The following is a 21,707-nucleotide window of genomic DNA, read 5'->3' on the forward strand; positions in this document are numbered from 1 at the left end:
CATGCAGTATCTCTGGGCAGCTTTGGGTTTGATTAGTGTCGCGCTTGCCGTGATCGGCATTGTGCTGCCCCTTCTGCCCACGGTGCCGTTCCTACTGTTGGCGGCGTTCTTCTTCGCGCGCTCGTCTTCACGCTTGCACCACTGGCTAGTCACGCATCGTACGTTTGGACCACTAATCCAGGATTGGCAGAGCTCTGGCGCCATTCGACCCGCCGCAAAAAGAGCGGCCACCGTATCGATCGCCGCCGTCTTTGGAATTTCTGTTCTGATCGCCGTGCCTATCTACGTCTTGGCAATTCAAGCAGTCGTTCTTGGCGGTGTGCTAACTTTTATCTGGACCCGGCCTAACGGCTAAGTTTGGCACACAGATCGTCCAGCTGATCCAGATTCTCATATGTCAAAACAACCTGCCCCGTCTCGGTTCCGGCTTTATGATTTATGACAACCTTCATTGCGAGAATTGCAGACAGGTCTTTTTCTAGCGCGCGCGTATCGGCGTCTTTGCCCGCGTCCAAGTTCCGTGATCGTGGCGCAGGTTTTTCAGCTTCGGGTTGGTGCTGCTTTTTTACCAAAGCCTCAGTCGCACGCACGGAAAGACCATCTCGAATGACGGTTTTCGCCAGATCGGTCGGGTTTTCAGCCGTCACCAAAGCCCGCGCATGTCCGCCAGAAAGCTTCCCCTCAACGACGAAATGCTGAACATCCATTGGCAAAGACAAAAGTCTTAAAAGATTCGCTATGTGACTGCGGCTTTTACCCAGTGCTTCGGCGAGTTTCTCCTGCGTATGACCAAAGCGATCCATAAGCTGTTTGTAACCCGCCGCCTCTTCTACTGCGTTCAAGTCGGCGCGCTGGATGTTTTCGATAATAGCGACTTCCAGAACCTCAGTGTCGTCGAAATCTCGGACGATCACCGGTATATTATGCAATTGCGCCATCTGAGCAGCACGCCATCGCCGTTCGCCCGCGACGATTTCATAGTCACCTTCCGAGATCTCGCGCACGATCAGCGGCTGAATGATGCCCTTTTCTTTGACTGAAGCCGCAAGTTCATCCAGTCGCTCGCGCGAGAATGTTCTACGTGGCTGATTAGGATTCGCGTGCAGCTTTTCGATTGGCACCGTCATGTCCGGACGACGCGGCTCGGATACAGAGCGACCTTCGGGTTCTTGCGTCACATCGGCCATCAAAGCGGACAATCCGCGGCCCAAACCTCGGGGTTTTGCTTTCTTTGCGGCCACGTGACCCTCCTCTTACCGTTTATGCAGCGGCTTTTTTGTTTTTATGAATGACTTCCCGCGCCAAATGACGGTATGCCATCGCTCCTAAAGAGCCGGAGTCATATTGCAATACAGGCAACGCATAAGATGGAGCCTCACTGACCCGAACATTTCTAGGTATCTTGGTTTTAAATACCATCTCACCTAAATTGTCACGCGCGTCCTTTTCGACCTGCCGAGACAAGTTGTTGCGGTTGTCATACATGGTCAACACAACACCTTCGATTCTGAGGTCGGGATTCGCCGTTTGTCGTACCTCTCGGATCGTCAACATCAGTTGTGACAAACCTTCTAAGGCGAAGAACTCGCTTTGCAAAGGAACAAGGATGGAATGCGAGGCAACCATGGCATTCACAGTCAGCAAGTTCAGTGACGGTGGGCAGTCGATCAGGACAAAATCAAATTCAAACTTGTCGATCGCCGTTTGACGCAACGCGTCGTGCAACAAGTAGCTGCGTTTCTCATTTGAAATAAGCTCGATATCCGCCGAACTCAGATCCACTGTGGCCGGAATGACGTAGAGTCCGCCAATTTCCGTCTCTTGGATAACTGCCTCTAACGGAGCGTCGTCCAGAATAAGGTCGTAAGTTGTCCAATCCCGGTCTTCAACACCAAGCCCGGTTGAGGCGTTGCCCTGAGGATCCAGATCGACAACCAGGACATTACACCCTGCTTCGGCTAGTCCCGCTGCGAGGTTGATCGCAGTTGTTGTCTTCCCTACCCCACCTTTTTGATTGGCAACCGCTATAATTCTGGGGCCGGCGGGGCGAGACAGGTCAACCACGTGAAACTCCTTTAATCTTAAGGATAACGGCTTGGGGTTCTGTTAAACTTGTAATCGGGTCAGCTTGGAAATTCCATTCTTCCCGAGCGTCGTCCAATTCTTTTTTCCAGTTTGCGCCTTTCGGCAACAACGCCACACCAGACTCGCTTAAATGTCTGTCACAATAGGATAAAAGCGTCTTCAAATCCGCTAGTGCACGGGCTGACAAAACTTGTGCATTCAAAGGGCCAACTGTTTCGATTCGCTTAGACATGATCTTACAATTGGCACCACATTCGCGCGCAACATTCCTTAGAAACGCCGATTTCCTTTGATCGCTTTCGACAAACGTAAACTCTGCATTTGGGTTCTCTTCTACCGCCATCAAAGCGCAGACCATACCTGGAAAACCTCCTCCGCTACCCAAGTCAGCCCAATTGTCGAAGGTATCTGCACACCGATAAACCTGAACGGAGTCCTTAATGTGCCTAACCCAAATTTCATTAAGACTGTTGCGAGAGACAAGATTTATTTTAGGATTCCAGCGATTTACCAAGTCAACATATGTCGTCAGCCGTTCCAATGTTTCACGTGAAACATCCAGACCTTCGAAAATCGCCCCGATCATGCTTTTCGCACCTTTTGGTTCCGCCGAAGTTTTGCCAAGACCAAAGTCAAAGCTGCGGGCGTTACGCCTTCTACGCGTCCGGCCTGAGCGACATTTTCAGGTCTGGCAATCGATAGTTTCTGCTTCATCTCAGAAGACAGCCCTTCCAAAGCAAAGAAGTCAAAGTCCTGCGGAATCTCGTAAGACTCATCCCGCTTCATCGCCTCAACATCTTTTTTCTGACGTTCGATATAATTCGCGTATAAGGCGTCGCGCTCTACCTGAAGGCGTATGTCTTGGTCGACGGCTTCCAAAGCAGGAATTAAGGAAAGTAAACCTTCGAACGACACATCTGGGAATGCTAGAATAGCCATACCGTCCCTGCGGTTACCGTCTTGATTGACATTGATACCAGCAGATCGGATTTCCTTTGGCGTAAAACTGCGTTCAATCAACTTACCTTTTGCAGAGCTAAGCTTTTCCATCTTCTCATTAAATGAGGTTCTGCGAACAGATTTCACACAGCCTAAATCCAAACCAATCGGCGTTAAACGTTGATCGGCATTGTCAGCACGCAAAGACAAGCGGAATTCAGCCCGAGACGTGAACATTCGATACGGCTCAGCAACGCCACGCGTTGTCAGGTCATCTATCATAACGCCGATATAACTGTCTGAACGTGTGAAATGGACGGGGCCCCTATCAAATGCCGACAAAGCAGCATTTAAACCCGCAACCAATCCTTGGGCCGCAGCCTCTTCATAACCTGTTGTTCCATTGATTTGCCCGGCAAGGAATAGTCCCGGCACTTCGGGAAGTGCCAGTGATGACGTCAGTACCCGCGGATCGACATAGTCATATTCAATTGCGTACCCGGGTTGAAGAATCTCTGCGTTTTCTAAGCCCTTAATCGACCGAACATATTCCAATTGAACATCTTCGGGTAAAGAGGTGGAGATTCCGTTGGGATAGATTGTGTGGTCATTCACACCTTCGGGCTCAAGAAAAATTTGATGAGAGTCCTTGTCTGCAAACCTAACGATCTTGTCTTCTATAGATGGACAATACCGAGGACCAATCCCGTCAATGTGGCCACCATACATCGCTGATCGCGACAGGTTTTGCTCGATAATCTCATGCGTTCGTGAGTTGGTATGTGTTATACCGCAGGAAATTTGAGGCGCTTGGACGGTATTGGATAAAAATGAGAATAACGTCGGAACGTCATCACCGTCCTGACGCTCCAGACCAGACCAATCAATGGTGCGGCCATCAAGCCGCGGTGGCGTTCCAGTTTTAAGCCGACCTAATGGAAGTTCGAAGCTATCCAGTCTCTCAGCCAGTTTAACCGATGGCCTGTCACCCATTCGACCACCGGGTCTGGAAACATCTCCTATATGAATGATTCCCCGCAGGAACGTACCTGAGGTCAAGATCACTGCAGCGGCGCGTAATTCGGATTCATCCGAGAGCTTTATGCCGACAACCTTGTTACCGGACATCAGAAAGTCCACGACTTCACCAATAACTACGGTGAGGTTCGGTTGTGCTTGTGTTTCTTTCTGCATTGCAGATCGGTACAAAGCTCGGTCTGCTTGTGTTCTGGGCCCTTGCACCGCTGGGCCTTTTCGGCGATTGAGCAAACGAAACTGAATTCCTGCCGCATCGGCGACCCGGCCCATGACGCCATCCAACGCGTCGATTTCTCGAACAAGATGCCCTTTGCCCAGACCTCCAATAGCTGGGTTGCAGGACATCACGCCAATATCAGACGCGGACAGTGTCACCAGAGCAGTGTTAGCGCCCATCCGTGCCGCTGCATGAGCAGCCTCTGTTCCAGCATGGCCTGCACCAATAACTACAACATCGAAATCTGAATGTTTCACGTGAAACACTCCTTACTTACCCAGGCAAAAACTTGAAAAGATCTCGTCCAACAAATCTTCCACGCCTATTCTGCCAACCAACGCCTCGAGCGCCCGAATTGAACTGCGCAACTCCTCAGCCACGATATCATACATGTCGGGGCCTGATTCAAGAAACGACATCGCAGCGATCAAAGAGGTCTGAGCATTCACCAGCGCAACCCGATGCCGTTCCCGTGTTGCAATACCAGAACTAGTGGTTCGTTGACCAAGTACCCCCGATATATCGGAAACTAGTCTATCCACGCCCTGACCTGTTATACCCGATACTCCACCCTCTGATACACTGCGAAGATCAGATTTCGGCAACACATGGATATCCCCCTTTTGCATAGAGATACCCAATGATTCAGGATCTTCGGCAAGGAAAACTCTAAGATCAGCTGTTTCCGCCCGTTTCCTGGCAAGCTCGATTCCCAGATTTTCAACGTGATCCTCAGTCTCGCGAAGGCCCGCTGTATCCAGCAAGGTAACCGGAAGCCCATCCAAGTCCATCCTTACTTCAATGACGTCTCGGGTAGTTCCAGCGTATTCGGAAGTGATCGCCGCTTCGCGCCCTGCCAATGCGTTAAGCAAAGTCGACTTACCTGCGTTTGGAAGACCTACTATAGCCACTTCAAAGCCAGATCTGATGCGTTCCGCAATCCGGACACCTTCGGCCTGATGCTGCAAGTCCGTAACAACACCAGAGATCAAAGAACGGACCTCAGGAGTTACGTCTGTTGGAACCTCCTCGTCGGCAAAGTCAATCACGGCCTCCAATAGTGAAGCTGCTCTGATCAAATCACGACGCCATCTTTCCGCAAGCGTTCCTAGTCCACCTGCAAGTATTACCTGCGCCTGCTTGCGCTGCGCTTCTGTTTCCGCATCTATGAGATCGGCCAACCCCTCGACCTGGGTCAGATCCATCTTACCATTCTCAAGCGCGCGTCGGGTGAATTCTCCGGGTTCTGCCAAGCGCAGACCGTTTGTATCCGACAAGCAACGCATGACGGCATTCACCGCGGCGGTACTGCCATGTATTTGCAGCTCTGCCACGTCCTCGCCAGTGAAACTGGCTGGTGCCTGAAATGTCAAAACCAGCCCATCATCCAGGCGTGACCCATCTGGCGCCCTCAAGGTCCGCAGCTTCATCCCGCGCGGCTGTAAATCTCCGCCCGTCAAATCTGCAGCCGCGGAATGCGCCATGGGCCCGGAGAGGCGGATCACCGCCACCCCGGCTTTGCCTTGCGCGCTGGCCAAGGCGAATATTGTATCCATTCGAAGGCCTCGCGTTGGTTAAGACCTGTGTCAGGTATTCATTGAATCGAAGAACTCGCCATTCGTCTTCGTCTGCTTCAACTTGGACAGCAGGAATTCGATCGCGTCGGTCGTGCCCATCGGGTTGAGGATACGGCGTAGAACAAAAGTCTTGGCCAGATCACCCTTGTCGACCAGCAGATCCTCTTTCCGCGTACCGGATTTGAGGATGTCGATGGCTGGGAACACACGCTTGTCGGCGATCTTGCGGTCCAGAACGATTTCCGAGTTACCGGTGCCTTTGAATTCTTCGAAGATCACCTCGTCCATCCGGCTACCGGTATCGATCAGCGCGGTGGCGATAATGGTCAGCGAGCCGCCCTCTTCAATATTCCGGGCAGCACCAAAAAACCGCTTGGGGCGCTGCAGCGCGTTGGCGTCCACACCACCGGTCAGAACCTTGCCCGAGGATGGGACAACAGTGTTAAAGGCCCTACCAAGTCTTGTGATCGAATCGAGAAGAATAACAACATCTCGTTTATGCTCGACCAAACGCTTGGCTTTTTCGATCACCATTTCCGACACAGCCACGTGGCGCGTCGCTGGTTCGTCAAAGGTCGAGGATACAACCTCACCCTTCACCGAGCGCTGCATGTCCGTCACCTCTTCGGGACGTTCATCGATCAGCAGGACGATCAGATAGCATTCCGGGTGGTTCTGTTCGATCGAATGCGCGATGTTCTGCAGGATCACCGTCTTACCCGTCCGCGGAGGCGCCACGATCAGCGACCGCTGGCCTTTCCCAATGGGCGACACGAGGTCGATCACACGGGCCGATTTATCCTTGATGGTGGGGTCCTCGATCTCCATCTTCAGGCGCTCATCGGGGTACAGAGGCGTCAGGTTGTCGAACAGGATTTTATGTTTGGCCTTTTCGGGCTCTTCAAAGTTGATCTTGGTCACTTTGATCAGCGCGAAATAGCGTTCATTGTCGTCAGGCGCTTTGATTTCACCTTCGACGGTATCACCGGTACGCAGCGAATGCTGGCGGATCATGTCAGGCGACACATAGATGTCATCCGGACCCGGCAGATAGTTCGCCTCGGGCGAGCGCAGGAAACCAAAGCCGTCTTGTAGCACTTCAAGAACGCCGTCGCCACCCACGGTCCAGCCCTCGTCCGCGCGTTCGCGCAGGATCTGGAACATCATCTCGCCCTTACGCATGGTCGAGGCGTTTTCGATCTCCAGCTCTTCGGCCATGGCCAGAAGGTCTTTGGGGCTTTTGGCTTTCAGATCGGCCAGATTCAGGGATTCAGTAGACATGATACAAACCTTCACCGCTGACAGTGCGGCACGAAGTGGAATTTCAGTACGGAAGATACGCCGCCCGGACGGGCGTGTTGATCCCTACATAAGCGTGACCTTTAGCGGAGTCAAACCGCCCGTCGGACCCTTAGGCGCAAATGTGCCCTCAGAACTTCAGAATGACCGCCAGAACGATGGCAACCATCAGAATGGTCGGAACCTCATTCATCATGCGGTACTGCCGCCCAGTGAGCTTATTTCGCCCCTCAAGGAAGTCTTTGCGCCGTGCCATCAGCCAATGGTGAAATCCGGTCATCCCAATGACGCCTGCGCCTTTAACCCAGGGCCACGCGAAATCCCAACCAACAATGCCCGGCGTGACCACCATGATCAACCCGCACACCCACGACACGATCATCGCAGGACGCATGATCACACGCAGCAGCTTTTCTTCCATTTCAAAGAAGATGGGTTCCGCGCCCTCAACCGATTGTGCTTTTTCGACGTGATAGACGAACAATCTGGGCAGATAGAACAAGCCAGCCATCCATGAGATCACCGCCATGATATGTAATGCCTTCACCCATGGGTAAATCGTGAAAAGCAGATCAGTCATTTTGGCTCCGGACGTTGCTTGTGATCTTCCCTAATAAAAAAATAAGAAAAGAAAAAGGAAGATGGTTTTGTAGGGAGGATAAATTCCGTGGATTACTTTTTTACACATGTGTTTTCCCCAAGTGGATAGAATTCAGCCTGAACAAGGTGATTCTGTTGAGGAAAAAAATTATTCATAAAAAACAGTGTTTTAAACCATAATTGAATGTGTATTTCTGGGGATAACTCTTTGGATAATTAAGAAAAATCGGGTTATACCATTCGACAAACTTATCCTTGTCCCGGATGGACAGGATTTGGGCGACTCGGGGAAGTTTCAGTCGAAAACACCGGGCTTGCGTGTCAACCTGAAAACCATACAAACCATTCTAGAACGCTCAACGATTTGCACACGGGGTTTTCCACATGTCTGTCCCCATCATCTTGGCCTCGGGGTCATCCATTCGCGCGCAACTTTTGCAGAACGCAGGCGTGCCATTTACCGTCCAAGTCGCGCGCGTGGACGAAGAGACGATGAAACGCGCCTTGTTGGCCGAAGGTGCCAGCCCGCGCGACATTGCCGATGCGCTGGCCGAGATGAAGGCGCGCAAGGTCAGTGACAAGAGCCCTGGCGCGATGGTGCTGGGCTGTGATCAAGTACTGGATTTCGACGGTCAGCTGTTGTCCAAGCCCAAAACGGCCGAGGATGCTTTTGCGCAGCTTAAGGCGATGCGGGGCAAGCGGCACATGTTGTTATCTGCTGCAGTGATCTATCAAGACGGCGAGCCGATCTGGCGGCATGTGGGTCAGGTTCGTCTGCGGATGCGGATGAGCTCGGATGCGTATCTGCGCGACTATATCGACCGTAACTGGGACAGCATCCGCCATGCGGTCGGGGCCTATAAGCTTGAAGAAGAGGGCGCACGCCTGTTCGCCACCATTGACGGAGACTATTTCAACGTTTTGGGTATGCCTCTATTAGAGCTGCTGAACTATCTGGCTGTCAAAGGGGTGATCGATCAATGAGTAAGACAAAAATTCCTTTGGCTGGGGTGATTGGTCATCCGGTCGCGCATTCGAAGTCACCTCAGTTACATGGGCATTGGCTAAAGACATATGGGCTGCCGGGTCACTACGTGCCGATGGATGTGGCCCCGGAAGATTTGCAGGATGTGTTGCGCGCATTGCCTAAGGCTGGGTTCGTGGGGACAAATGTCACTGTTCCGCATAAAGAGGCTGCGCTGCGACTGGCCGACGAGGTTTCGGACCGGGCACGCAAGATCGGCGCGGCAAATACGCTGGTTTTCCAGAAAGATGGCCGAATTCACGCAGACAATACCGATGGCTACGGGTTCCTTGAGAACCTGCGCAGCGGTGCGCCGGATTGGTCCCCGTCGGGCGGACCTGCGGTTGTGTTCGGGGCAGGCGGTGCCGCGCGGGCGGTGCTTCAGGCTTTGGTTGACGCAGAGGTGCCCGAGATTTTGCTGACCAACCGTACCCGTGAACGGGCCGAGACCTTGCGCGATGAATTTGGGCCCAGCATCAAGGTTGTCGATTGGGTTCAGGCCGGAAATGTGATCGAGGATGCAGAATTGGTGGTCAACACCAGTTCTTTGGGGATGCAAGGGCAGCCCGAGCTTCGTGTGCCGCTGGACGGATTGCAGCCCGGTGCGGTTGTGACGGATTTGGTTTATGCGCCGTTGAAAACTCATCTGCTGAAAACCGCTGAAGAGGTCGGCTGCACCACTGTCGACGGCCTAGGCATGTTGCTGCATCAGGCGGTGCCGGGTTTCGAAAGCTGGTTCGGCGTCCGCCCCGAGGTCAATTTGGACCTGCGCGCGGCTGTTTTGTCATGAGTTTCGCGCTGGGCCTGACGGGCTCAATCGGAATGGGCAAAAGCACGACGGCGCAGATGTTTGTCGATGAAGGCTGCGCGCTGTGGGATGCGGATGCGGCCGTACATAGACTCTATTCAAGGGGTGGAGCTGCCGTTGACCCAATGCAAGCAGCTTTCCCAGCCGCAATCGTTGACGGCGCCGTCAGCCGGGATGCGTTGAAACAAATCATCGGAAATGACCCGGCTGCGCTGAAACAGATCGAAGGCATCGTGCACCCTTTGGTCGCTGCAGACCGTGCGTCGTTTCGGGCGAATGCCACGGCGGATATTCTGGTTTTCGACATTCCCTTGCTGTTCGAAACCGGTGGAGACGCTGCGATGGACGCCATCGCCTGCGTGTCGATCCCAGCCGATGAACAAAAGCGCCGCGTGATGGCGCGCGGTACGATGACCGAGGCGCAGTTCGAACAGATCCGTGCCAAACAGATGCCTAATGACGAAAAAAGCGCTCGGTCGGACTATGTGATCGAGACGGACAGTCTGGACCACGCCCGCGCGCAGGTGCAGGATGTGGTCAGGCGGATACGGGCGGGGTTGGCAGATGCGTGAAATTGTACTGGATACCGAAACCACGGGCTTTGACCCTGAAAGCGGTGACCGGATCGTCGAGATCGGCGCGGTTGAGCTGTGGAACCACATGGCCACGGGCGAGACCTATCATGTCTATGTCAACCCCGAACGCGGGATGCCCGAAGAGGCCTTTGGCGTGCATGGTATCGGCCCCGACCTGCTGGATAACCCGCGCCCGCCGGAAAAAGGCGAGGTCACGCTGAAAGATAAGCCGGTTTTCGCAAAGGTTGGTCAGGGGTTTCTGGATTTCGTGCAGGATTCGCGGTTGGTGATCCACAACGCTTCGTTCGACATGAAATTCCTGAACGCCGAACTCAAATGGATGGGTTTGCCGACCCTGCCTATGGCACAGGCGCTGGATACGCTGGCTATGGCGCGCAAGAAATTCCCCGGCTCGCCCGCGACTCTGGACGCGCTGTGCCGGCGGTTCAATATCGACAATTCGAACCGAACGCTGCACGGTGCGCTTTTGGATTCAGAGATCCTGGCCGAGGTTTATCTCGAACTGATCGGCGGACGACAGCCGGATTTTGGTCTGTCGACTTCAGCGGCGGCAACAGCAGCCGGGGGTGAGGAATGGCGGCCCACAGCCCGTCCGACGCCGTTGGCCTCAAGGATCACGGAAGAAGAGCGCGCGGCGCATGAAGGTTTTGTTGAAAAACTGGGCGAAAACGCCCTGTGGACCCGCGCCTGAAGGTGTCCCCGGCGCGGGTCAGATCGTTTAGGCTTCTGCTTTCTGCGCCTCGGCCTGACGGCGCATCAGCTCATTCCGGTACAAAGCTACAAAGTCGATATTGTCCAGATTGACCGGCGGATATCCACCGTCGCGTGTCACGTCGCTGACAATACGGCGCAGGAACGGGAACAGCATCCGGGGACATTCGATCATCAGGAAGGGGTGCAGCTGATCCTCGGCCACGCCTTCCACATGGAACAGACCGCAATAGTCGATCTCGCACAGGAACAGGACGTCTTCCATCCCCTTGGCTTTGGACTTGAGGTTCAGCTTGACCGAGACCTCATACTGATGCTCGACCTGACGCTTTTTAGCGTCAAGATTGACCTGAACAGAAATCTCGGGCTGCACGTCGCCCGACACACCCTTTTGGGCCATCACGTTTTCAAAAGACAGATCACGAATGAATTGTCCCAGAACGCGCATTTGAATCTGAGGTGCAGCCGGTGCGGCTGCGGTGTTTTCTTTGGCGTCTTCTTCGGCCATGGGTCTACTCCGAAACTAAAATCCGCCATTGCTTAGCAAGTTGGGCGCGGCACCTCAATGCAGGTCACGGGCCATCCACCCATTTCGATGGTTTTGATGGGTCCCGACGGGGTTGAACTTCGGTGTATTCCCCATCAATCACGTCATCACCCGATGGGTTGGGGCCACCGCGAAACTGCGCGCCTGTACCCATCTGGAATTGAGTGATCTGCACTTTTGATTTCAGATATCGAAATACAGCGACGCGAACCCCCTGAATAAGAAGGGCAAATCCGACCGCGTCGGTGAAAAAGCCTGGCGTCAGTAACAATACACCGGACAGCAGGATCATCGCTCCATGGGCCAATGGCTCGGTCGGATCGTCAAGGTCAGCAAAGGAACGCTGCAGATTTGCCAGTGCCATGCGACCTTGTGTCCTGACCAAAGCAGTACCCATAACAGCGGTCACAACGACGATTGCAAGCGTGGGCCACAGGCCAATCAGACCTCCGACCTGAATGAACAGGGCGATTTCGATGATCGGAACCAGCAAAAATGCCAGAAACAGATACATAAGCGTTATCCTTTACTACAGGTCGGGCAGTAGACTTGTCCCGAACTGTCACCTACATAGTGGCATGAGGCCGCGTATACAAAGCTGCGGTCTGATAAAGAGGATGAAATGAACGAACCGATGATCCAGTTGCTGGTCCTGGCCGGAATTGCCGTTTTCCTGATCCTACGCCTTAAAAGCGTGCTGGGGACGCGTGAGGGATTTGAAAAGCCCCCCGTTCAACAGCAGCCGGAAGCGCATAAATCGCGCCGAGACTTCGAGGTGATCGAAGGTGGCCCGGATCACGACATCACCGACCACGTCGCCGAAGACAGCGAGCAGGCCCAATCCCTGGCCGCGATGAAACGGATTGAGCCCGGCTTTTCTGTCAGCGAATTCGTCCAAGGCGCCCGCGGTGCTTATGAGATGATCGTCATGGGGTTCGAAAAGGGCAATCTGGATGAAATCCAGCCCTTCTTGTCCGAAGAAGTGTTTGACACATTTGTCTCGGTGGTCGCCTCTCGCGAAGATCAGGGTCTGACTATCGAGGCCGAGTTTATCGGTGTGCGGGAAACCGCCCTGGCTGATGTGAAGTTTGACAAGGACACCAACGAGGCCGAAATCACCATGCGATTTGTGGGTGAGCTGACATCGGTCGTGCGGGATCGTGGTGGGGATATCATCGAAGGCAACCCCAACACCGTCAAACGCCAAAAGGACAGCTGGACCTTTGCCCGCGTCATGGGCTCGGACGATCCTAACTGGCTGCTTGTTGCCACGGACGCATGATTGCTACGCTTCGGTCGCTTTTGCTGGGGGCTGTGATGGCAACCTCTGCCAGCGCCGAAGCGACGCGTTCCATTCTGTCTTTTGACGATCTTGATGGCTGGGCCGCCGATGACCACGGTGCGGCCCTTTCAGTTTTCTTGAACACATGTGGAGATCTGGAAGATCCGGACTGGCGCGCCCTGTGTGCTGTCGCCCGCACCTACCAGGCGGATGCTGCACGTTCCTTTTTTGAACTGTTCTTTCGCCCCGTTCTGGTCGAGGACGGCGATGATGCCCTGTTCACGGGGTATTTTGAACCCGAACTGGATGGCTCTCGCACGCGGACCGAACGGTACAAATACCCGATCTACAAAATGCCCCCCGAGGCACGGGCCGATGGACCTTGGTTGAGCCGCCGCGATATTTTGACAGGCGAGGCAATGAACGGCCGCGGGCTTGAGATTGCATGGGTCGATGACCCGGTCGAGCTGTTTTTTTTGCAGATTCAAGGCTCGGGCCGTATTCGTCTGCCCGATGGTGGTGGATTGCGCGTGGGCTATGGCGGGGCGAACGGCCATCCGTATCGTTCGATCGGGAAAGAGCTGATCCGACAAGGTGCATTGGCTGCGCATCAGGTCAGTGCGCAGATGATAAAATCCTGGGTCCGCAAAAACCCCGAGGCCGGTGCCGAACTGCTGTTTCACAACCCCTCTTACGTGTTTTTCCGAGAGGTCACGCGCGTGGCACCCGAGTTTGGGCCGTTGGGCGCAATGAATCGGTCTGTCACGACCATGCGCAGTATTGCCGCTGATCCGGCCTATACTCCGCTGGGCGCACCGGTCTGGGTCGAAAAGGACGGCAAAGATCCTTTGCGCCGCTTGATGATTGCACAGGACACCGGGGCCGCAATCAAAGGCGCGCAGCGGGCAGATATCTTCTTTGGAACCGGGGACGAGGCTGGCCGTGCTGCTGGTCGTCTTAAGGATTCGGGGCGCATGGTCGTTTTGCTGCCAATCCAGCGCGCCTATGCGCTGTTGCCGGATGCATTCTGATGACCCGGCGCAAACTGACCGAGGACGAGATCGAGCTATGGCGCAAAGTTGCCAAACAAGCTGAACGGATGCATCCCGAGTTGCCACAATCCGTACATCCGACCCAACTGCCCAAGCCCAAGCCGACCAAAACGCCCAAAGCGCGGGTCGACCCGTTCGAGCTTGGCCAAACAGCGCCAGCCAAGCCATCGCGCAATTCGCTGCAGCCCTCTGTCACGGATCGGCTGCGGGCTAGCCCGGTGCAGATGGACACCAAGGCATTTGGCCGCATGAAGCGCGGCAAGATCAAGCCAGAGGGCAAGCTGGACCTTCATGGAATGCGCATGGACACGGCCCATCCTGCTCTTGTCCGATTTGTGCTGACCGCGCAGGCACAGGGCAAACGTCTGGTTCTGGTGGTGACCGGTAAAGGCAAGGATCGGGATGAACCCGGTCCCATTCCCACCCCGCGCGGCGTTCTACGCAATCAAGTGCCGCATTGGCTGTCGATCCCGCCGCTGGCGCAGGCGGTTTTGCAGGTTACTCCTGCGCATATCAGTCATGGCGGTGATGGCGCGTATTACGTCTACCTGCGGCGCACGCGCTAAAGCGCGCGGACAGCGCGTGTAATTCCGATCCAGACCAACGCGCTAACGGCAACAAAGAAAACACCGATCCATAAGAACTGTTTGTGCAGTGCCACACCCTGATCAATCAGAACTCCTGTCAAACCGGGACCGATCGCTGAACCCAATACCATGACCGCCGTGGCCATCGCCTTGATCGCCCCAATATGGCGGGTTCCATAAAACTCGGCCCAGAAAGCGCTGGGCAGGGTACTGTTTGCTCCGACAGTCAGGGCCAGAAAGATCAACGCTAGTGAAGCTCCTCCCAGTGTATCTGTGGCTGAGACGATCATGAAACCAATTGCCATAGGTAATTGGTAAAACGGCATCATCCGCGCAGTGCCCCATTTGTCCAAAGCCCAGCCCGCTGCAAACATCGAAAGCAGCGAAACCCCGGTATAGACCGGAAACAGGGCCACCAGTTCAATATGTCGCCAGTCTTTGATTTCAGCCAGGTGCACTTGATGAAAGAAGAACGCAGTGATGAAGGCGGATGGCCCTAGTATTGCAGGGGTCATGAACCAGAAAAGCGGGTTCAGCAGTGCCTGCCTCCGGGTCCAGTGGCGCCCTTGCATACCGACCGAGGAATACTCGGTGGCCAGGCTTTGCGGGGTGCGTTCTTTCCGCAGCAGAAGCAGTAGGACCGGGATTCCCAAAAGTATCACTCCGGCGGATACCCCCCAAAGGAACCGCCAGTCCACAAACACCATCGCGGCCACAAAGATCACTGGCAGCAATGCTTCGCCCACCGCAAACCCGACCGAAGCGATTGACAGCGCCTTGCCCCGTGTCGCGGTGAACCAGCGCGCCATTGCGACCATGGCCAGATGGGTGCTCATGCCTTGACCAAACAAGCGCAGCAGAAAGATTACGACCGGCAACAGGAACAACAGGCTATTGAGCGCCATGGCCAATGCTGCCAGCGCCAATCCGGCCAGAACGGCAGGGCCCAGCACACGCACACGGAAGATATCCGTCAAACCTCCGGCCCAGATCATGACGACGGCGGAAACTGTGGTGCCCAGCGAATACAACCCACCCCACGCCCCATGGCTCAACCCATAGGCGGTACGAATCTCGCCCGAAAAAACCGAAATGAAAAAGGTCTGACCGAAACTGGACAGGAATGTCAGAACCACGCCCGCACCCAACCAAGCCCCGTTGTCACGTAGAAACCGGGCAGCCTGAAACTGCGTCACGGAGAGCTGACCTGCGCTTGTCCTGTTTCGGTCAGAACGATCTCGGTCGCGCCGGTCGGGTTGCGGATGCTTGCTGGGGCAATCACGTCGATGCCCCGCTGTTCGGTGCCAAATGTATTGCTGACCCGGCGGGCCGACCCGATGATCGCAAGCAATGCAGGCGAAGTTGCAGCCACGAAATGCGAGGATTCTGCGTCATCATTAAAGGCCGTCGTGTCCAGAATGCTGATCTTGTACTCGGCCAGCGCATCGGTCGAGCTGATATTGCCCAGCCGTTCGCCCTTGGTAGTGCCGCGCAGCCGGGCCGAGATGCTCAGCAGCTTGTCTTTTTGCGAGACGATGACGATGAAGGGGTCAGGTGGGGTCTTGATGACATCCATCTGGGACCGGAACAGATCTACATCCAGATCCGGCGCGATCAGAACAACCCCCTCGATGTTGCGCTTGGACCATCCGGGTTCACGCAGCTCGGCCTGTCGCATCATCTCCATCGTCAGGGCGGTGCCCATGGAATGCGCCACCAGAACCACGCGTTTGACACCCATGGATTTCAGGTGGCGGACGGTTTTTTCCAGCCCGTCGCGGGCAAACAGCATACTGTCCAGATCATAGGCATAGCCATATCCCGTGGCCTGACTGGGCCAGGAATAGACCATTGTCGCGCCGGGGATGTTCAGATCGTGACTAAGCTGAGCGGCACGAAAGGCGGTTTCTGCCTGTGTGGTGTTGTACCCATGAATAAATATCGACACCTCATCTGCGCCTTTGAGGCGTGATTTCATGTCTTTGGGCCCCTGCAATTCTTCGACCCCGGCCATGACAAACTGTTTTTCAGGGTTTGGATTGGCGTAAGAAAAATCCAGCGTTCCCGGCGTGTGGTTGGGCGGGATAGAGACTGTCATCTCCAGAAATTGCAGTGTCTCACCGCGTTTGAACCCATATGATCCATCCACTTCGCGCGCGCGGGTGGTGGTGGCAAAAATGGTCTCGGCCGTTCCGACGTTCAGCGCAGATGGCAAAGTTTTGGACACGGTGCGATCCACGCAGGCGGTCAGAGTCGTCGCGGTCAGGATAATCAGAAGGTAACGCAGCACGGGAAACGGCCCTTTAGAGGTTTGGCCCTAGGCTAACGCATTCCCGCCCCGCGTCCAGCGAGGCAGGTTGGCACAGGCGGCAATAATCAGCCGGATGCGTTACAGAACGTAACGGCTGAGATCGGTGGATTTGGTCAATTCGCCCAGATTGTCGTCGACAAATTGCGCATTCACAGTGATTTCCACTCCGGCCTGATCGGGTGCTGTGAACGAGAGTTCCTCGAACACGCGTTCCATCACCGTATAGAGCCGACGCGCGCCGATATTTTCGACGCTTTGGTTCACATCCGCCGCGATCTTGGCGAGCGCCGCGATGCCGTCATCGGTGAAACTGACAGTAACCTCTTCGGTGCCCATCAGCGCGGTGTACTGGCGGGTCAGGGCGTTGTCGGTCTCGGTCAGGATACGCACGAAATCCTCTTCGGTGAGCGCGCGCAGTTCCACCCGGATCGGCAGACGCCCCTGCAATTCCGGCAACAGGTCCGAGGGCTTGGCGATGTGGAACGCGCCAGAGGCGATGAACAGGATATGATCGGTTTTCACCGGGCCATGTTTGGTGCTGACAGTGGTGCCCTCGATCAAGGGCAACAGGTCGCGCTGCACCCCCTCGCGGCTGACATCGCCACCGCGCGCATCGGACCGGGCGCAGACCTTGTCGATCTCATCCAGAAAGACGATGCCGTTCTGTTCGACTGACTCCAAGGCCACACGGTTGACGGTTTCATCGTCCAGCAGCTTGTCGGCCTCTTCCCCGATCAGCGCGTCATAGCTTTCGGCCACGGTCATACGTTTTTTGACGGTGCGCCCGCCGAACGCTTTACCGAAGATATCGCCCAGATTCATCATCCCCATCTGGCTGCCGGGCTGACCGGGCAGGTCAAACATCGGCATCGGGTTTGAACTGTCGGCCAGCTCCAGTTCGATCACCGTGTCATCCAGCTCGCCGGCTTTAAGTTTTTTGCGGAACATCTCGCGCGTGCCTTCACGGGCGTCTTCCCCAGCGATGGCTTCGATCACCCGGTCTTCGGCGGCTTGATAGGCGCGCGCTTTCACATCCTCGCGCATATACTCGCGGGTCTGGATGATCGCCGCATCGGCCAGATCGCGGATGATCTGTTCGACGTCGCGGCCGACGTAACCCACTTCGGTGAACTTTGTGGCCTCAACCTTGATAAAGGGGGCGCGAGCCAGCTTCGCCAGACGGCGGCTGATCTCGGTTTTGCCGACGCCGGTGGGTCCGATCATCAGGATGTTCTTGGGATAAACCTCGTCCCGGATGTCATCGGCCAGTTGTTTGCGCCGCCAGCGGTTGCGTAGCGCCACGGCGACCGCGCGTTTGGCATCCTTCTGACCGATAATGAAACGGTCCAGTTCCGAGACAATCTCGCGCGGGGTCAGGTCGGTCACGGGTGCAGTCCTTTCGATCAGCGGTTTGGCTTACGTAGTCACCGCACAGGTGAAAACAACAGCGGCAGCGTTGGTTAGCAACGCCCTATCGTGTTTGCAATTGCTTTCCATAGGTGAAAAGCGCCCATTCTGTTACGGTGGCCTGAAGGTCAGGAGCTTGAAAATGACGAAAATTGCCAAGATCACCCTGTTGTTTGTGGTGTTTGTGGACCTGCTGGGTCAGGGTCTGGTCTTTCCGATCATCAACTCGCTGATCATGGAGACGTCGTCCAGTTTTCTGCCCGAAAGTACGCCGATGGGACGGCGGCATTTCTACTACGGTCTGGTGATCGGGTGCTTCTTTCTGTCGTGGTTTCTTGGGGTGGTTTATGTGTCCAAGGTCTCGGATTCCATCGGGCGCAAGAACGCGCTGCTGGTCTGTCTGGGTGGGGCGCTTGTGGGCTATGCGCTGACGATCGCCTCACTTTATCTCAACAGCCTGCTGCTGTTGATCATCGGGCGTTCAATCACGGGGTTCACGGCCGGAAACCAACCCATCGCGCAGGCGGCGATGATTGATGGCAGCACGGATGCCGCCGACCGGGATCGTAACATGGGGTACATCGTTACTGGCGTCAGCTTTGGCCTGGTCGGAGGGCCCATCATCGGCGCCGTTCTGTCCGACGCCACTTTGCTGGGCAGCTATGCCACGCTCAAGATGCCGTTCTACGGCGCGTTTGTTCTGGTGCTGATCGCCATCTTTATGGTGATGACCTTTTTCAAAGACACAAGGACCGAGCGGACTGCTTTCGTGTTTCGCCCCCGCGATATCACCGACAGCCTGATTGCGGTGCGCGGGCATCCGATGGTCCTGAAGATCCTGCCAGTCTATTCCTTCTTCATGATCGCCAACGTCACCTTCTATGTGTTCGTCGACAATTATCTGACCAGTCGTTTTGGCTATGGCGTCATCGGAGGGAGCATGGCCATGGTCGTCATCGGCTTTGCCCTGGCCTTTTCCAGCACCTTTCTGGTGAAACCAGCACAACAAAGGTTCAGCAAGCATCAGATCATTTATGTCTCGCTGATCACAATGGTGATTTGTGGCTTTGGTTTCGCCTTTAGCCCCAGCGGTGTTCTCAGTTACGTGCCGGTGTTCTTTTTCTATTTCTTCTTCGGGGTGTCTTATCCGACTTTACTGGGTTTGTTTTCAGCAAGTGTCAGCGAAACCGATCAGGGCTGGGTCATGGGCGTGACGACAGCCGTCTTCTGCCTGGCTGGAGGGATCATGTCTCTGATTGGCGGCGGATTGATGAGCATCGACATTCGCGTGCCCTACTATATCGTCATCGTCGCGGCGATACTGGGCCTGATCGGCATGCACCGCCGCTGGAAAGGGAAAGAGATCAAGGCGCTATTGGCCTGAGACAGTTTTGCGTTTGATTTGAATCGAAATACGCTGCCTCTCCCTGCGGTCGAACGCGCATTTAGATGCATTTCACCGAATTAAACGCAGAACGTCTTAGATTTCCTCGACCGTCAGATTGCCGTTGGTGTAGACGCAAATATCGGCGGCAATGGCCATTGCCTCGCGCGCCACGGTTTCGGCGTTTTTGTCACTGTCCATCATCGCGCGGGCGGCGGCCAATGCAAAATTGCCACCCGACCCGATGGCGGCGACGTTGTGTTCAGGCTCTAGCACGTCCCCTGCCCCGGTGATCACCAAAAGGTCTTTGCCGTCGGTGACGATGAGCATCGCCTCAAGCTTTTGAAGGTATTTGTCGGTGCGCCAGTCTTTCGCCAGCTCGACCGAGGCGCGGGCCAATTGGCCCGGCGTTGCCTCAAGCTTGGCTTCCAACCGTTCCAGCAAAGTGAACGCATCGGCTGTTGATCCGGCGAAACCAGCCACAACCTCGAACCCGCCGGGCGACAGGCGGCGTACCTTGCGGGCGGTGCCTTTGATCACGGTCTGGCCCAGACTGACCTGCCCATCCCCGGCAATCACCACTTGGCCGCCTTTCTTGACGCCAATAATTGTCGTGCCGTGCCAACCGGGAAAATCGCTGTCTGCCATTGGGGCCTCCGTAATTCGCTGGCATCCTATATGGGCCGGGCGTGCGTTCAGCGCAACAGTTCACAAACTGCTCAAAAGATATGCATTGAGTGCAATTCGGGGTTACCGGACTAGCAATTGTGAGACTCGGGCTTTGATCCTACATGAGCCTCACAACCGACGAAGGGTCGGCTGTTTCAGTTACAAGGAATGCGCAAATGGCAACCACCGCAAATATCCATGCGCCGCTCGGAGCAGCTACCATCCTGCATGTAGTGGACGCGTTCTTCGGAACCTATGAAAAGGCACTGGCGTGGAATGAATCCCGCAAGACACGCAAGCTGTTGTGGGAACTCTCCGACACCCAGCTGGACGATGTCGGTCTGTGCCGTGCGGATATCGAAAAATTCTGATCCGCAATCAGGATACCCGCTTAGACAAGCCGCTCGAAGTCGAGCGGCTTTTTCTTTTTCAGGACAGTTTGTATTGGCCGTCCATGTCAGGCAGAAATGCCTCGATCGAAGCGGTGGCCACGACATGACGCCCCCCGTCCGGGTCAACGACATCAAGCCCACCTTGAACCGCACGAACCTGCGCCCGACCGCGTGGCAAATCAGCAGCCACCTGATCACAGTCCACAGCTGACGGCTGTTGTACCCCGATCGTCACCTGAACCCGCATCGCTGTGTGATCCACACCAAGCTTGGAAAAAAGCGTGATCGAGGAATGGTGCAGCGCATCCTGCACTGCGCGTCTTGCGGCCTTTGTGTAATCCTGCCCGTACAGGTCATTTCCAGTGCCCATCTCAAGGATAATTCGTTTCTCGCCCATCAAACGGCCTCCATATCAAACGAGACTATGATTGCGGCATTGGCGATAACGGTGTGACCTTGCGCATCAGGCTTTTCTATATCCAATCCCCCTTGATTGACCTGGATCGAAGGTCTCCCATAGGGAAAAACGGCCTTTAACGCCTCGACATCTACCTTATCCGGTTGGGCTACGCCGATTTCGGCATCAATGATCATGGCCTCTTTCGGAAAGCCGAACAGCTCTGCCATATTGACCGAGTTGTGCCACAAGGCATCCTTGATCGCGCGCAGCGCAGCCTCGGTATAGTCTTGGCGGCGCAAGGACGTTCCCATGCCAAATTCAACAAGAACACGTGTTTTAGCCATTTGATCCTCGGTCACAAAAAAGGCGCCCCTAGTGGGACGCCTTTTATTTCGGTTGATCCAATAGATCAGATGGACTCTTCGATCCAGCTTTGCAGCGCGGCTTTGGGTGCTGCGCCTGCGCGGTTCGAAACAACCTGACCGTCCTTGAAGATGAACAGCGCGGGAATACCGCGTACACCCATCGCTGCAGCGGCGTTCGGGTTGCTGTCCACGTCTACCTTGGCAATTTTCACCTTGCCGCCATACTCGGTCGCCAGCTCTTCCAGAGCGGGGCCGATTTGCTTACAGGGGCCACACCATTCGGCCCAGAAATCGACAACAACAGGGATGTCGGAATTCTTGACTTCGGCGTCAAAGGTATCGTCGGTTACGGCTACGGTCGACATATTCTGTCTCCTGAATGGGGAATGCTTGGCTTCAGAACCTAGGCACGGGGTA

Annotated in this window: 26 protein-coding genes; 10 read left to right on the forward strand and 16 right to left on the reverse strand. The window is 55.2% G+C overall.

Annotation, left to right across the window (positions count from 1 at the left end; all coding sequences use genetic code 11):
- Position 1: 1 nt before the first annotated feature.
- Positions 2-355, forward strand: a complete 354-nt coding sequence (locus ACR3EG_RS19680; RefSeq protein WP_480498083.1) for a YbaN family protein — start codon at positions 2-4, stop codon at positions 353-355.
- Here the strand turns inward: ACR3EG_RS19680 and ACR3EG_RS19685 are convergent.
- The 7 genes from ACR3EG_RS19685 to ACR3EG_RS19715 all read right to left on the reverse strand — a co-directional run bounded on the left by ACR3EG_RS19685 (position 345) and on the right by ACR3EG_RS19715 (position 7,735).
- On the reverse strand, positions 345-1,241 hold the full coding sequence (locus tag ACR3EG_RS19685; RefSeq protein WP_480498081.1) for a ParB/RepB/Spo0J family partition protein: 897 nt from the start codon (positions 1,239-1,241) through the stop codon (positions 345-347). The two genes, ACR3EG_RS19680 and ACR3EG_RS19685, sit on opposite strands and share 11 nt — an antisense overlap.
- Before the next feature lie 19 nt (positions 1,242-1,260).
- Positions 1,261-2,064, reverse strand: a complete 804-nt coding sequence (locus ACR3EG_RS19690) for a ParA family protein (protein ID WP_480498079.1) — start codon at positions 2,062-2,064, stop codon at positions 1,261-1,263.
- Positions 2,057-2,671 (reverse strand): 16S rRNA (guanine(527)-N(7))-methyltransferase RsmG, encoded by a 615-nt coding sequence (gene rsmG, locus ACR3EG_RS19695; protein ID WP_480498077.1) that lies wholly within the window; start codon positions 2,669-2,671, stop codon positions 2,057-2,059. Before rsmG ends, ACR3EG_RS19690 begins: the two co-directional genes overlap by 8 nt.
- Positions 2,668-4,536, reverse strand: a complete 1,869-nt coding sequence (gene mnmG / locus ACR3EG_RS19700) for a tRNA uridine-5-carboxymethylaminomethyl(34) synthesis enzyme MnmG (protein WP_480498075.1) — start codon at positions 4,534-4,536, stop codon at positions 2,668-2,670. Before mnmG ends, rsmG begins: the two co-directional genes overlap by 4 nt.
- Before the next feature lie 12 nt (positions 4,537-4,548).
- Entirely contained in the window at positions 4,549-5,835 is a 1,287-nt protein-coding gene (gene mnmE / locus ACR3EG_RS19705; protein WP_480498073.1) for a tRNA uridine-5-carboxymethylaminomethyl(34) synthesis GTPase MnmE, read from the reverse strand.
- A gap of 30 nt (positions 5,836-5,865) precedes the next feature.
- Positions 5,866-7,137, reverse strand: coding sequence for a transcription termination factor Rho (gene rho / locus ACR3EG_RS19710; protein WP_480498071.1), 1,272 nt, complete (start codon positions 7,135-7,137; stop codon positions 5,866-5,868).
- A 148-nt stretch (positions 7,138-7,285) separates the two neighbouring features.
- Positions 7,286-7,735 (reverse strand): CopD family protein, encoded by a 450-nt coding sequence (locus ACR3EG_RS19715; protein ID WP_209195995.1) that lies wholly within the window; start codon positions 7,733-7,735, stop codon positions 7,286-7,288.
- Positions 7,736-8,139: 404 nt separating this feature from the next.
- Between ACR3EG_RS19715 and ACR3EG_RS19720 the strand changes: the two genes are divergently transcribed.
- The 4 genes from ACR3EG_RS19720 to dnaQ are packed head-to-tail and all read left to right on the forward strand — an operon-like array spanning position 8,140 to position 10,874.
- Positions 8,140-8,739 (forward strand): Maf family protein, encoded by a 600-nt coding sequence (locus ACR3EG_RS19720; protein ID WP_480498069.1) that lies wholly within the window; start codon positions 8,140-8,142, stop codon positions 8,737-8,739.
- Positions 8,736-9,569 (forward strand): shikimate dehydrogenase, encoded by an 834-nt coding sequence (locus tag ACR3EG_RS19725; RefSeq protein ID WP_480498067.1) that lies wholly within the window; start codon positions 8,736-8,738, stop codon positions 9,567-9,569. The genes ACR3EG_RS19720 and ACR3EG_RS19725 overlap by 4 nt, the downstream gene beginning before the upstream one ends.
- A complete protein-coding gene (gene coaE, locus ACR3EG_RS19730; protein ID WP_480498065.1) occupies positions 9,566-10,159 on the forward strand; it encodes a dephospho-CoA kinase in 594 nt (197 codons plus the stop codon). Before ACR3EG_RS19725 ends, coaE begins: the two co-directional genes overlap by 4 nt.
- A complete protein-coding gene (gene dnaQ / locus ACR3EG_RS19735) occupies positions 10,152-10,874 on the forward strand; it encodes a DNA polymerase III subunit epsilon (protein WP_480498063.1) in 723 nt (240 codons plus the stop codon). Before coaE ends, dnaQ begins: the two co-directional genes overlap by 8 nt.
- 27 nt (positions 10,875-10,901) lie before the next feature.
- Here the strand turns inward: dnaQ and secB are convergent, their stop codons facing one another.
- Both secB and ACR3EG_RS19745 read right to left on the reverse strand, forming a co-directional pair.
- Positions 10,902-11,402 carry a protein-export chaperone SecB gene (gene secB / locus ACR3EG_RS19740; RefSeq protein WP_170355607.1) on the reverse strand — a complete coding sequence of 167 codons (501 nt, stop codon included), beginning with the start codon at positions 11,400-11,402 and terminating at the stop codon, positions 10,902-10,904.
- Between the two features lie 64 nt (positions 11,403-11,466).
- The gene (locus ACR3EG_RS19745; RefSeq protein ID WP_480498061.1) at positions 11,467-11,955 is read right to left on the reverse strand and encodes an FxsA family protein; all 489 of its coding nucleotides are present in this window, start codon (positions 11,953-11,955) and stop codon (positions 11,467-11,469) included.
- Positions 11,956-12,063: 108 nt separating this feature from the next.
- On the opposite strand from ACR3EG_RS19745, the gene ACR3EG_RS19750 reads away from it, so the two are divergent.
- From ACR3EG_RS19750 to ACR3EG_RS19760, 3 genes are read left to right on the forward strand one after another with little or no spacing between them, the layout of a single operon-like run.
- The gene (locus ACR3EG_RS19750) at positions 12,064-12,723 is read left to right on the forward strand and encodes a Tim44/TimA family putative adaptor protein (RefSeq protein WP_170355605.1); all 660 of its coding nucleotides are present in this window, start codon (positions 12,064-12,066) and stop codon (positions 12,721-12,723) included.
- Positions 12,720-13,754 carry a murein transglycosylase A gene (mltA, locus tag ACR3EG_RS19755; protein WP_480498058.1) on the forward strand — a complete coding sequence of 345 codons (1,035 nt, stop codon included), beginning with the start codon at positions 12,720-12,722 and terminating at the stop codon, positions 13,752-13,754. The genes ACR3EG_RS19750 and mltA overlap by 4 nt, the downstream gene beginning before the upstream one ends.
- On the forward strand, positions 13,754-14,341 hold the full coding sequence (locus ACR3EG_RS19760) for a Smr/MutS family protein (RefSeq protein ID WP_209196008.1): 588 nt from the start codon (positions 13,754-13,756) through the stop codon (positions 14,339-14,341). Before mltA ends, ACR3EG_RS19760 begins: the two co-directional genes overlap by 1 nt.
- Here ACR3EG_RS19760 and ACR3EG_RS19765 read toward each other — a convergent pair.
- The 3 genes from ACR3EG_RS19765 to hslU all read right to left on the reverse strand — a co-directional run bounded on the left by ACR3EG_RS19765 (position 14,338) and on the right by hslU (position 18,059).
- A complete protein-coding gene (locus ACR3EG_RS19765) occupies positions 14,338-15,558 on the reverse strand; it encodes an MFS transporter (RefSeq protein ID WP_480498056.1) in 1,221 nt (406 codons plus the stop codon). The two genes, ACR3EG_RS19760 and ACR3EG_RS19765, sit on opposite strands and share 4 nt — an antisense overlap.
- Positions 15,555-16,652: an alpha/beta hydrolase gene (locus ACR3EG_RS19770; RefSeq protein ID WP_480498054.1), complete on the reverse strand. Its 1,098-nt coding sequence runs from the start codon at positions 16,650-16,652 to the stop codon at positions 15,555-15,557. The genes ACR3EG_RS19765 and ACR3EG_RS19770 overlap by 4 nt, the downstream gene beginning before the upstream one ends.
- A 99-nt stretch (positions 16,653-16,751) precedes the next feature.
- Positions 16,752-18,059 (reverse strand): ATP-dependent protease ATPase subunit HslU, encoded by a 1,308-nt coding sequence (hslU, locus tag ACR3EG_RS19775; protein WP_170755526.1) that lies wholly within the window; start codon positions 18,057-18,059, stop codon positions 16,752-16,754.
- A 163-nt stretch (positions 18,060-18,222) separates the two neighbouring features.
- On the opposite strand from hslU, the gene ACR3EG_RS19780 reads away from it, so the two are divergent.
- Complete coding sequence (locus tag ACR3EG_RS19780) at positions 18,223-19,464, forward strand: MFS transporter (protein ID WP_209196012.1); 1,242 nt, start codon at positions 18,223-18,225, stop codon at positions 19,462-19,464.
- Positions 19,465-19,560: 96 nt separating this feature from the next.
- On the opposite strand, the gene hslV is transcribed toward ACR3EG_RS19780, so the two are convergent.
- A complete protein-coding gene (gene hslV, locus ACR3EG_RS19785; RefSeq protein WP_170755528.1) occupies positions 19,561-20,112 on the reverse strand; it encodes an ATP-dependent protease subunit HslV in 552 nt (183 codons plus the stop codon).
- A 197-nt stretch (positions 20,113-20,309) separates the two neighbouring features.
- Between hslV and ACR3EG_RS19790 the strand changes: the two genes are divergently transcribed.
- The gene (locus ACR3EG_RS19790; protein WP_170355739.1) at positions 20,310-20,504 is read left to right on the forward strand and encodes a DUF1127 domain-containing protein; all 195 of its coding nucleotides are present in this window, start codon (positions 20,310-20,312) and stop codon (positions 20,502-20,504) included.
- A 58-nt stretch (positions 20,505-20,562) separates the two neighbouring features.
- Here ACR3EG_RS19790 and ACR3EG_RS19795 read toward each other — a convergent pair whose 3' ends face one another.
- The 3 genes from ACR3EG_RS19795 to trxA form a co-directional block, all read right to left on the reverse strand.
- On the reverse strand, positions 20,563-20,922 hold the full coding sequence (locus ACR3EG_RS19795; RefSeq protein ID WP_480498051.1) for a Lin0512 family protein: 360 nt from the start codon (positions 20,920-20,922) through the stop codon (positions 20,563-20,565).
- Positions 20,922-21,269 carry a Lin0512 family protein gene (locus ACR3EG_RS19800; RefSeq protein WP_480498049.1) on the reverse strand — a complete coding sequence of 116 codons (348 nt, stop codon included), beginning with the start codon at positions 21,267-21,269 and terminating at the stop codon, positions 20,922-20,924. Before ACR3EG_RS19800 ends, ACR3EG_RS19795 begins: the two co-directional genes overlap by 1 nt.
- A gap of 65 nt (positions 21,270-21,334) precedes the next feature.
- Positions 21,335-21,655: a thioredoxin gene (gene trxA / locus ACR3EG_RS19805; protein WP_170355595.1), complete on the reverse strand. Its 321-nt coding sequence runs from the start codon at positions 21,653-21,655 to the stop codon at positions 21,335-21,337.
- Positions 21,656-21,707 lie beyond the last annotated feature (52 nt).

It is taken from the genome of Ruegeria sp. AM7 (assembly GCF_056535965.1).